Origin of the sequence: Niveispirillum sp. SYP-B3756, assembly GCF_009495745.1 — a bacterium.
Classification (GTDB): Bacteria; Pseudomonadota; Alphaproteobacteria; order Azospirillales; family Azospirillaceae; genus Niveispirillum.
Genome location: NZ_WIDQ01000006.1, coordinates 35884 through 47416, shown reverse-complemented (window position 1 = coordinate 47416; position 11533 = coordinate 35884). Strand labels below are relative to the sequence as shown.

At 64.2% G+C, this 11533-nt stretch carries 8 protein-coding genes; 5 read left to right on the top strand and 3 right to left on the bottom strand.

The features are described from left to right. The first annotated feature begins 64 nt into the window (after positions 1-64). Positions 65-253, top strand: coding sequence for a hypothetical protein (locus GE253_RS25860; protein WP_173012639.1), 189 nt, complete (start codon positions 65-67; stop codon positions 251-253). 15 nt (positions 254-268) lie between these two features. Here the strand turns inward: GE253_RS25860 and GE253_RS13985 are convergent, their stop codons facing one another. Next, positions 269-1039, bottom strand: coding sequence for a UTRA domain-containing protein (locus tag GE253_RS13985; RefSeq protein ID WP_153204746.1), 771 nt, complete (start codon positions 1037-1039; stop codon positions 269-271). A 169-nt stretch (positions 1040-1208) separates the two neighbouring features. Here GE253_RS13985 and GE253_RS13980 point away from each other — a divergent pair, with 169 nt between their 5' ends. Then, positions 1209-3353 (top strand): phospholipase C, phosphocholine-specific, encoded by a 2145-nt coding sequence (locus GE253_RS13980; protein WP_211101458.1) that lies wholly within the window; start codon positions 1209-1211, stop codon positions 3351-3353. A 131-nt stretch (positions 3354-3484) separates the two neighbouring features. On the opposite strand, the gene GE253_RS13975 is transcribed toward GE253_RS13980, so the two are convergent. Next, complete coding sequence (locus GE253_RS13975; RefSeq protein ID WP_153204745.1) at positions 3485-6289, bottom strand: TonB-dependent receptor; 2805 nt, start codon at positions 6287-6289, stop codon at positions 3485-3487. 317 nt (positions 6290-6606) lie between these two features. Then, on the bottom strand, positions 6607-7506 hold the full coding sequence (locus GE253_RS13970; protein ID WP_153204744.1) for a LysR substrate-binding domain-containing protein: 900 nt from the start codon (positions 7504-7506) through the stop codon (positions 6607-6609). 167 nt (positions 7507-7673) lie between these two features. On the opposite strand from GE253_RS13970, the gene GE253_RS13965 reads away from it, so the two are divergent. The 3 genes from GE253_RS13965 to GE253_RS13955 are packed head-to-tail and all read left to right on the top strand — an operon-like array spanning position 7674 to position 11532. Next, positions 7674-8702, top strand: coding sequence for a putative 2-aminoethylphosphonate ABC transporter substrate-binding protein (locus GE253_RS13965; RefSeq protein ID WP_153204743.1), 1029 nt, complete (start codon positions 7674-7676; stop codon positions 8700-8702). Beyond that, a complete protein-coding gene (locus GE253_RS13960; RefSeq protein ID WP_153204742.1) occupies positions 8699-9802 on the top strand; it encodes an ATP-binding cassette domain-containing protein in 1104 nt (367 codons plus the stop codon). Before GE253_RS13965 ends, GE253_RS13960 begins: the two co-directional genes overlap by 4 nt. Continuing rightward, positions 9799-11532 (top strand): putative 2-aminoethylphosphonate ABC transporter permease subunit, encoded by a 1734-nt coding sequence (locus GE253_RS13955; RefSeq protein WP_153204741.1) that lies wholly within the window; start codon positions 9799-9801, stop codon positions 11530-11532. Before GE253_RS13960 ends, GE253_RS13955 begins: the two co-directional genes overlap by 4 nt. Position 11533 lies beyond the last annotated feature (1 nt).

Below are 11533 nucleotides of genomic sequence, written 5' to 3'. Positions count from 1 at the left end.
TCGGCGGGCAAGATCACCAATGGCCAAACCAGGGGGGGTGCCTGTTACGTTTACCGGAACGGCCATGCGAGAGAATACGCCGTTGCTGCCCGGCCGGTCATCCGTTTCGGGCAAGGGCGTTGCGGCTCAGCGACTCTCTCGACGCCATCCCGGTGCGCCCTTCCAGGAACATCGTGATCTGAAGGCTTTGATTGCCATCCCGAACGGCGTTTTCGACCTCGCCATTCGCAACGGTGTGATTGGGGGGCGATAAGGGCCAGCAAATGGATCAGTGGCCCGGTGGGGCGACTCTTATATCGACAGAGACAATGACGGCGTCGTGGCGCCAGCATTCCTGGTCATACTCAACGACACGGCCGGCGGGATCAAAGCTGGTGCGGATGACGGACAAGCCGGGCGAACCGGATCGGGCCCGCAAGGTTTCCGCATCGTCGCCCAGGATGGCACAGGGCTTCATGGCGATGCGGTTGCGCGCGGCCGCCACGCCATAGGCGTTCTTCAGCACGGCTGTCAGCGACCCGTCCAAGGAATGATCGATCAGGCCGGGCGCCAGATCGGGGTTGACATGGATGCGTTCGACCAGCACCGACCGCCCGTCGATGCTGCGCAGGCGGCGGATATCATAAAGCGGCGTGCCCTCGGCCACACCGAAAATGCCGGCCACCGCGTCGGGGGCCGGCACCAGGCGCTTGGACAGGGTCTCTGTTTCCGGCCGGCGTCCCTGGGCCGTGACATAGGCCATGAAGCCTTCCGATCGTGTCGGATCGTACAGGATGGGGGCCGGGCAGACATACCAGCCGCTGCGGTCGCGGCGATAGATCAGCCCCTCCGCCTCCAACTGGAACAAGGCCTCGCGCACCGTACCACGGGCCGAGCCCAACCCGTCTTCCAACTGCCGTTCCGAGGGCAGCCGGTCGCCAACGCCCAGCACGCCCGCCTGGATCTGGGCGGCGATGCGGTCACGCAGTTCCAGATATTGCAACTGGTTGTGGGCGGGTGCGCTTTCCCGCCACCAGGGCTTGGCCCCACTCGTTCCCATTGATGCTCCCGTCGGTTCCGGTATCGCGGCGATTCCGCCGGCCCGGGGCAGAACACCCAGGAAGTGACGCTACGTCAAGCCTGCGTGTCCAGGCGTCATGAAAACGTCGCGCCATCGTAAAATTCCATCTGGTATAGTCCAGTTTACCTTGCAACGGAGCCCAGAGATCATGATGACGCGCAGTACGAGACGGCGTTTCTTCGGCATGGCGGCGGCGGGGGCAACGGCCAGCCTGCTGCCGGCCAGCATCCTGAAGGCGATGGAGATCCCGGCCAACAACCGGACCGGTACGATCCGCGACGTCGAACATATCGTCATCTTCATGCAGGAGAACCGGTCCTTCGACCATTATTTCGGCACGTTGAACGGGGTGCGCGGTTTCGGCGACCCGCGGGCGCTGCGCCTGCCCGGTGGGCGCAGCGTCTGGCAACAGCCCAGCGACCAACATGCCGACGGCCATGTCATGCCCTTCCATGGCGACAGCCGCCGCACCAATGCCTATACGGTGGACGGGTCGGACCAGGGCCATCAGGCGGCCATCACCATCGTCAATGGCGGCCGCTATGACAAATGGGGCGCCAGCCGCGAACTGCACAAGCGCATGGTCTATCACCGGGCCTCCGATTTGCCCTTTTACCATGCGCTGGCGAATGCCTTCACCATCCTGGACCAGTATCATTGTTCGACCCTGACCCAGACCTATCCCAACCGCCTGCACCTGATGACGGGTTGCAATGGCGGCGGCAAGGTGGGCGGCGACCCGGTGATGAGCAATTACGGGGAGGATGAGACGCCCAGCGCCGATCAGACCACCGACAAACCGCTGGCAAAGGGCCCCCTGACCTGGACCACCTATCCGGAGCGGCTGGAAGCGGCCGGGATCGACTGGAAGGTCTATCAGGAATATGACAATTTCGGCGACAATGTCATTTCCGTGTTCAAGCCGTTCCGCCCGGCGCCGAAGGATACCCCGCTTTACACGCGCGGCCGGTCCTGGGTGTCGGAGCATAAGACGGGGCCGGACCGGACCCGGTCGGATGGGCAGCAATTGGTGGAGGCGTTCCGCGCCGATCTGGCCGCCGGCAAGCTGCCGCAGGTGTCGCTGATCGTCACGGCGGCGGACCTGTCCGAACATCCCGCCGCCGAGCCGGCCAAGGGCGAGCATGTCTGCGCCAAGCTGATCGAAGCCCTGGTCGACAATCCGGAGGTCTTTGCCAAGACCGTCTTCATCATCAATTATGATGAGGCTGGAGGCTTCTTCGATCATCTGCCCCCACCCCGCCCGCCCTTGTTCCCAGAGGACGGCCATTCCACCGTGCCCGTGGCCGGGGAAGGCAAGCATTACCCCGATGATGGCAATCCGCATCATCCCAACAAGGGCACCTTCCCGCTGGGCCTGGGCATCCGCGTGCCAGCGATGATCGTGTCGCCCTGGAGCCGGGGTGGTTATGTCTGTTCGGAACTGTTCGACCATACCTCCGTCCTGCGCTTCATCGAGGCGCGGTTCGGCGTGCGGGAAAAGAATATCAGCGACTGGCGCCGTTCCGTCTGTGGCGACCTGATTTCGGCCTTCGATTTCGCCAATCCCAACCGCGACTGGCGCGGGCTGGTGCTGCCGGACACGGCCGATTACATGCAGCGGGTCCGCATCTCCGCCGAAGCGCCGGGCCTGACCATCCCGGAAAAGCAGACGCCCACGGTGCAGGAGGGACCACAGCGCCGGTACCGTCCCCTGCCCTATCGGCTGTCGGCCGATCTGCGGCTGGTGGATGGAAGGCCGCAATTGCTGCTGGACAATAAGGGCCGTACGGGGGCCGTGTTCCAACTGTTCGACAACCAGGACCGGCAGGGGCCCTGGCGCTATACGCTGGGGGCGGGCCATGATTACCGGGCCCAGCCCTGGCAGCCTTTGGACGGGTCGGTCTTCGATCTGAGCCTGCATGGGCCGGCTGGTTTCTTCCGGCATTTCGCCGGCAGCGTCGCCGCCGATCTGGAGGTCAACCTGCGCGAAAGTGCGGCGCGGGGACAGGTCGACCTGTTCCTGCGCAACTGGGGCGCGGGCATGGTGACCCTGTCCGTTGCCCAGGCACCGGTCTATGGCGGCGGCAGCCGGCAAGTGGAACTGCCCGGCGGTGCCGAACAAGTCCTGTCCTGGCCCGTCGTCGCCAGCGATCATTGGTATGATCTGACGGTGACGGCCCTGTCCGGCCCGGATTTCCTGCGCCGCTATGCTGGCCATATCGAAACCGGCCAGGACAGCCGCACCGATCCCGCCATCGGTCCCATGGTACTGGGCGAGGTCACCGCCGGCTGACGCTGGCTTTTTCCTAAAAGAACGCCCGCTGCGAGGGGATCGCGGCGGGCGTTTTTGTTTTCCGGTAGCCATCGCCCAACAAGAAGGGCCGGAGGATCGCTCCCCCGGCCCGTCGCATGATATGCCGAGACTCAGTACGCGTAGGAGACCTTGAACAGGAAAGTGCGGCCCGGCTCCATATAATCCTTCTGATAAGAGGGGTTCCTGCCCTTGGTCGTGTAGTAACGGTATTCGTCCGTCAGGTTCTGGGCATCGAAGCCAACCGAAATCCCGCCCTCGAAACTATAACGGGAATGGAAATCCAGGCTCTTGTTGGGCTGGACCCATTTGTCGATGGCATTGTCGCGCAAATCTTCAATGTAGGAGGAACGGTAATTGTAGGAGAGCAGCAGTTCCAGCCCATCATACTGGTACCCCAGGCCGGCATTATACATCAGGCGCGAGGCGTTGATCAGCGGGATCTTGTTGCCCTGGCGATAGGCCAGGCCCGTTTCCGCCTCGCTATATTGCCAGGTGACATTGCCATAGATTGTGAAGCCATCGAACGGGGCGGCGACCCCGGCCAGATCCTTCACCAGATTCAGTTCCATGCCATAGACCTGGGCCTTGCGGCCATTCTTGGGCTGGGTGATGGTGATATTGCCCTGGCTGGTGTCGGCCGTGATCTCGTTGCCGTTGGCGAAGATGAAGTTCTTGATATTCTTGTAGAACAGGCCCGCCGACACCATGCTGGTCTCTGACAGGTAATATTCGGCCGACAGGTCGATATTGGTCGATTCCGCCGGCTTCAGGTCGGGATTACCCTGGCTGATGGAGACGATCTCGTTGGCAGCATTGCGCCCAATCGACTGGCCGCCGCTGATATAGCCATATTCGGGGCGGGAGAAGCTGGTCCAGACGGCGGCGCGATAGACCTGATCCTCCGTCGGGCGCCAATTCACCGTGGCGCTGGGCAGCACCTCCGTATAGCTGGCGTCGCTGCTGCCCCAATGGCTGTTGGTGTCGAACACCCAGAAGCGGTTATCGACCTGCGTGTTTTCCACGCGCACGCCGGTGATCAACTGCACATCGCCGAAGCGGGCATCGGCCAGGGCATAGCCGGCATAGATGGTCTCGCGGCTGTGCTTGTCATTGCCATTCTGATCACTGACGCTGAAATTCTGCGCGCCCATCTTGTTGATGGCGTTGATCACCTGATCGCGGCCCATCAGGGAGCCGAATTCATAGGTGCCGTGCAGGATGCCGGCCAGGCTGCGCTCGATCAGGCCGGAACTGCCCAGGTTGGCGACGTTCAGATCGCCGGAGAACAGCTTGGTTTCATCATAATCGCGGGTGGAGCGCTGGAACTTTGCCCCGGCCTGCACATGGTGCAGCCAGGAGCCGTCCTGCATGTCATAGCGGACATCGACCTTGCCGCTGTATCGGTCGTTCGTGGTCTTGTCGCGGCTGTGGCTGGCACCATCGGGCAGCAGCAGCCCGTCCCAGCCGGTGATCGATCCGGCCGCCGCCGGGATCTGATACAGCGGGAAACGCGGATCGGCGGAGGAGAACAGGAGACCAGACTTGTTGAACGGCGCCACATTGGCGTTCGACAGGAAGCTGATGCTATAGGCGTCCGGCGTTTCCCGCTCACCCCAGCTATAGGCGGCGTCATAGGTCAGGGTCAGGGCATCGACCTTGGTTTCGCCCCCGGCATTGACGGTGCCCAGATTCTGCTTCTGGTCCTTCACCTCAAAGCTGCGGGAGAATTTGAAATTCTGCGGATCCCAGGTGCCCGACCGGCCGTTCAGCGACCAGTAGGAGCTGGCATTGCGGTCGGCATCGGTGATGATCCCGTCCTTGTCGACATCGACGATCTGGGCCGTGTTGTAGCTATAGACGCGATTGCCATTGGCCTGCACGCCGGTGATGGCCTTGACCGGATCAATCAGGTCGGTGGCTTCCGGATTGACCTGGGTGAAGCGCTTGGTGCGCGACGCCTTGATCATCAGGGAATTGACGTCTTCCACCCGCTTGTACTGTGCGTACTGGCCGCGCAGATACAGCTTGGTATCGCCGCCCTGGTAATCCAGCGAGATATTGCCGCCGATGCGCTCCTGGGCAATGCGGCGATAATCCAGGTCGATGCCGGGCAGATACATCGATTTGTCGTCGATATGCTCCTCGGCATTCTTGCGCCAGCGATAGGGTTCCCATTCGCCGTCATTCTCCGTCTCTTCGGAGACAAGGTGCGACTTGGTGTAATAGCCGGTGGCGAAGATGCCGAACTGGTCATCGGCGCCGAAGCGGCTGCCCAGGTCGATCTGACCGGAATTGGTGCCGGCCGCTTCGCCCTGGCTGTCGGCGCGGTCGTTCCAGCCATAGGTATAGAAGGCGCGGGCCACAGGCTTCTTGAAATCAAAGGCCGTGGGCGTGCGCATGTCGATGGTGCCGCCAATGGCGTCGCCATCCATGTCGGGGGTGGAGCTTTTGGAGACCTTGACGGCCTGCAACCCGTTGGGCGGCAGCACCGACAGCGAGACCTGCCGGCTGGACCCGTCAGTTTCCGCCACGCGCACGCCGTTCACCGAATAGGCGTTGAAGGTCGCGGCCAGGCTGCGGACGGTGACATATTCGCCCTCGCCCGTTTCCTGGTTATTGACGACGGAGATGCCGGGCACGCGCGACAGGGCGTCAGCCATGTTGGCATCCGGCAGCTTGCCCAGATCGTCAGATGAGATGACGTTGGAGACGCCATTGGCGTCCTTCTGCTGTTCCAGGGCGCGCTGGGTGGACAGGCGCTGGCCCGTCACCACCACTTCCTCACTGGTGCCAGTGGCCGGTGTGGCGGCCATTTCGGCCTGGGCGGCATGGGTGCAGATGATGATGGCGGCCAGGCTGGCGCCGGCAAGATGGGCATGGCGGCATACGCGGCCTGCCTGCTGACGATTGCGCATGATAGCTCCCCTTATTGGCTGGTCCGGTGTTCAGGGCGGGCAAGCCGCCATCCCCTGGTCATCCGCGGACGCGGGATCGACGCGTCCAGGCGGTGTCCTCCAAGGCGGCATCGCCCCTGGAACCGCAGCGCAATATGAGGCAAGGAAAACTGGTGTAAACCAGATTTGATTGTCTGTTCTGAAACTTCAAAATTCAGCAACAAATCGACTGTAACGAAATTTACATATCCGCAATGACTGTAAATGAACGGTTCACGTGAAATGAATTGGATGGCGGTCTTGGAACACAAGGGCCGGATCAGGCCTGTCTACAACGATTATGTCTTTGTACGCCAGGATGGCACCGGCCAGCTTTCCGACATGGATTCGACAACTGACAGGAAGGCGCGGACGATGCCCAGGCGGCTGCGGTCGCGCAGGCACAGGACATATTCGTCCATCTCCATCCGCAGACCCTCCAGGGGGCGCAGCGTCAGGTCCGGGTCGCCGGTGAATTCCCCTTCACAGATGAAGGCCAGCCCCATACCGGCCTTCACCGCGGCTAGCTGCGCCTCCCGCGAGGCGATTTCGGTCACATCCGGCAGGGTCAATTCCGCCTCCGCCAGCACGCGTTCGACGACGCGACGCGTCATGGAACCCGGTTCGCGCATCAGGATGCGTTCGCGCAGCAGGGCCACGGGCGGCACCGTGGGGCCATAGGACAGGCGGTGCCCGGCCGGCATGACCAGCATCACCTGATCGCGGCCCAGCGGCAGGCCCGTCAGGCGCGGATCAATGGTGGGGCTGGCCAGAACAGCGACATCCAGGCGCATATCCAGGATGTCGCGCCGGATCGTTTCGGCATTGCCCAGCGACAGGCGCAATTTCACGCTGGGATGGCGGCGGGTGAATTCGGCCAGCAGCGGGATGGCCAGCACGGGCCCGTCGGCCCCGACATTCAGGCTGCCGCCCGTCAGGGCCCGGTGTCCGGCCAGCAGTTCCGCCGCCTCCTGCTCCGCCGCGAACATGCGCGCGGTGATGGCCTGCAGCGACTGGCCCGCCGGGGTCAGCGAGACGCCCCGCCGTTCACGGATAAACAGCAGCATACCGTACCGTTCCTCCAGCGCCTTCACCTCTGCCGACAAGGTGGGCTGGGACACGGACAGCACACGCGCCGCCGCCGTGAAACTGCCTTCACGCGCCACCCAATGGAAGGCCCGCAGCTGGGTATATAGCATGGGAATGTCCTATAGACTGTTTCTATGCCAGCCATTGATACGACGGATTTCCATTATAGGACACCCCCCGTCATGGTGTCGTCCCGACAAGAGCCATCCTGTCGGTGCCCCTGCGCGTGCTTGCCGCGTGCCGGTTCCACCATCCTTCACGGCGTTTCGAGGTTGCCATGCGTCACTGGTTCCGCCCGCTGCCCGCACTTGCCCTGCTGATCGGTCTGGCCGTTCCGGTTGCCGGGGCGCAAGAGCGGACCCCGATCACCGTCTATACCGCGCTGGAGGCCGACCAGTTAAAGGCTTACAAGGCGGCGTTCGAGGCGGCGCATCCGGCGGTGGAGATCCGCTGGGTGCGCGATAGCAATGGTGTCATCACGGCCCGGCTGCTGGCGGAAAAGGCGGCACCCAACGCCGATGTCGTCATGGGCGTGGCCACCACCTCGCTGATGCTGATGGACCGGGAGGGAATGCTGGAAGGCTACGCGCCCAAGGAGCTGGCATCCGTTAAGCCCGCCATGCGCGACGCCAGGCCCGACCCGCACTGGATCGGCATGGATATCTGGGCGTCCGCCCTATGCGTGAACAAGCCGGAGCGGGAGAAGCGCCACCTGCCTTTGCCCCGCAGTTGGGCCGACCTTACCGACCCCGCTTGGGCCGGGCAGATCACCATGCCCCACCCGGCTTCTTCGGGTACGGGCTTCCTGATGGTCAGCGCCTGGTTGCAGATGATGGGGGAGGAGAAGGGCTGGGCCTTCATGGACGCGCTTCACCGTAACATCGCCACCTATACCCATTCGGGTTCCAAGCCCTGCAAGGCGGCGGCAACGGGGGAATTCGCCCTGGGCCTGTCCTTTGAATATCGTGCCAACAAGTTGATTGAGGACGGCGCGCCGCTGGAACTGGTGCTGCCGGCCGAAGGGCTGGGCTGGGACATGGAATCCATCGCCCTGGTCAAGGGCACAGCTCATGAAGCCGCCGCGCGCACCCTGATCGACTGGGCCGTGACCAAGGACGCCAATGCGCAATATGCCAAGAACTTCGCCATTGTCGCCCGGCCGGAAGTATCCACCTCCCTGCCGCATGTGCCGGCGGACCTGGAAAAGCGGCTGATCAAACAGGATTTCGCCTGGGCCGCCGCCAACCGCGACCGCATTCTGGCCGAATGGTCGCGCCGCTACGACGCCAAGTCTGAACCGAAATGACCGCTTCTTCCATCCATCCGGCGGCACACCTTGTCCTGACGGGTGTCGGCCAGCGTTTCGGTGCCTTCACGGCGCTGGACAATGTTGACCTGACGGTCCGGCGCGGGGAATTCGTCACCCTGCTGGGCCCGTCGGGCTCGGGCAAGACGACACTGTTGCGCGCCATTGCCGGCCTGTCGCCGCCCACCGCCGGTTCCATCCAGCAGGACGGGGTTGACGTCACCAAGATATCCGTGGAACGGCGCGATGTCGGTATCGTCTTTCAATCCTATGCCCTGTTTCCAACCTTGAGCGTGGCGGACAACATCACCTATGGCCTGCACGGCCAACCACGCGCCCAGCGTCGGCAGCGGCTGGCGGAGATGCTGGACCTAATCGGGTTGGCGGCGCATACCCACAAATATCCCGGTCAATTGTCGGGCGGGCAGCAGCAGCGCGTGGCGCTGGCCCGGGCGCTGGCCCCCGGTCCCGGCCTGCTGCTGCTGGACGAGCCCCTGTCCGCCCTGGATGCAGAGGTGCGGCGCGACCTGCGGGGAGAGCTGCGCCGCCTGCAGCGCCAGTTGGGCATCACCACCCTGATGGTGACACACGACCAGGAAGAGGCGCTGACCCTGTCCGACCGGATCATGGTGCTGAATCATGGACGTGTCGAACAGGTGGGCACGCCCGCCGATCTGTATGAACGGCCAGCCAGTCTGTTCGTCGCCGGCTTCATCGGCGCCATGAACCGCCTTCCCCTGGAAGTGACCAGCGGCGGCAATGCCAGACTGGGCACCTTGGTCTTGAACCTGCCTGTGCCGGACAGGGCCGCGCCGGGCACCGCCCTGTCGCTGTGCATCCGGCCGGAAGGGGTGGAACTGACCGAGCCGGCCGATCAGGCGCCAGCCCTGTCCGACGGTGCCCTGCATCTGCCGGGCCGGATCATCGACAGCGAATATCAGGGCGCCCAGATTGCCCAGCGGATCGCGCTGGACGGGCTGCCCGGCCTGTCCCTGTCCGTCACCGGCCCCGCGCGGGGCGCCAGGGCGCCGGGGCAGCCGGTGGGGGTGATCCTGCCCCTGGATCGGCTGCATCTATTCGCCGAGGGGGCGGCGGCATGACCATCGCCCCCGCCCTGCCCCCGTCCTTGGCCGCCGGAACCGCGACGGTGCCGCGACCCGGCCTCCGCAGCCCCCGTCCGGGGGCGGTAATGGCCATCCTGCTACCGCTGCTGTTCCTGGTGCCGGCCTTGCTGCTGCCACTGGCGTCGGTTCTTTCCAAGGCCGTGCAGGACCGGGCCGGCAGCTATGTCGGTCTGGCCAACCTGACCGAATATCTGTCCAGCCCGCATCTGGCCCAATCATTGTCCAACAGCCTGACCCTGTCGGGGCTGAGTGCCGGGATCAGCGTTGCCCTGGCCTTCCTTTATGCCTATGGGTTGACCCGCACGCGGGTGCCGGGTCGTGGCTTCTTCGCCCTGGTGGCGCAATTGCCCTTACTGGCCCCGTCGCTGCTGCCGGGCATCAGCCTGGTCTATCTGTTCGGCAACCAGGGTTGGCTGAAGGGCTGGCTGGGCGGGCACAGTATCTATGGTTCCATCGGCATCGTGATGGGCGAGGTGTTCTGGACCTTCCCCCATGCGGTGATGATCCTGACCGCTGCGCTGTCGCTGGCCGATGCCCGCCTGTATGAGGCGGCCCGCGCCCTGAAGGCGGGCCCCTGGCGGCGGTTCCTGACTGTCACCCTGCCAGGAGTGCGGGCGGGTCTGGTTTCTGCCTTTGTTGCCGTCTTCGCCATGGTCATCACCGATTTCGGCGTGCCCAAGGTCATTGGCGGCAACACACCCCTGCTGGCGACCGACATTTACAAGCAGGTGATCGGGCAGCAGAATTTCCAGCGCGGCGCTATCGTGGCCCTGCTGCTGCTGCTGCCGGCCCTGATCGCCTTCCTGGTTGACCGGGCCATGGCAGCCAAGCCTGCCGCAATGATGGGTGGCAAGGCCGTGGCCCTGGTCCCCGACCGGCAGCCTTGGCTGGACCGGCTGTTCTTCCTGTTCTGTGCGTTGATGGCAGTCTGTCTGCTGGCCATTCCCAGCACGGCCCTGTTCGCGTCGCTGGCCAAGCTCTGGCCCTACAATCTGACGCCCGGCCTCTGGCATTACCGGTTCGAGATGATGGATGGCGGTGGCTGGGACGCCTATGCCAATTCCGTCCGCCTCTCGGCACTGGTGGCGCTGTTCGGCACGCTGCTGATCTTCCCCGCCGCCTGGCTGGTGGCCAAGGGACGGGCGCCGCGCCTGCTGCGCCAGGTGCCGCACGCGCTGGCCCTGCTGCCGCTGGCCGTGCCAGGGCTGGTGCTGGGGCTGGGCTATGTCTTCTTCCTGGCCGATCCGGGCAATCCGCTGCGGGTGCTGAACGGCACGCTGACCCTGCTGGTTGTCTGCACCATCGCCCATTATTACAGCGTGCCACACCTGTCGGCGATCACGGCCTTGCGCCGCCTGTCTCCGGAGCTGGAGGAGGCGGGGCGGTCCTTGAAGGTGCCCGCCTTGCTGACCCTGTGGCGCGTGACGCTGCCCATGGCCCTGCCCGTCGTGCTGGACATGGCGGCGTACCTGTTCATGAGCGCCATGACCACCGTATCAGCCGTGGTCTTCCTTTATACGCCCGACACGATGCTGGCGTCGCTGTCGGTGCTGGCCATGGATGACGCGGGCGACACTGCCCCGGCTGCCGCCATGGCCATGCTGATCTTCTTCACCGGGGCCGCCCTGCGTGCGGCCTGGGCCTTAATGACAAGGGGGCTGCTGCGCCGTGCCCGGCGCTGGCAGACGGCCCCCGCCGGAGTGTGAT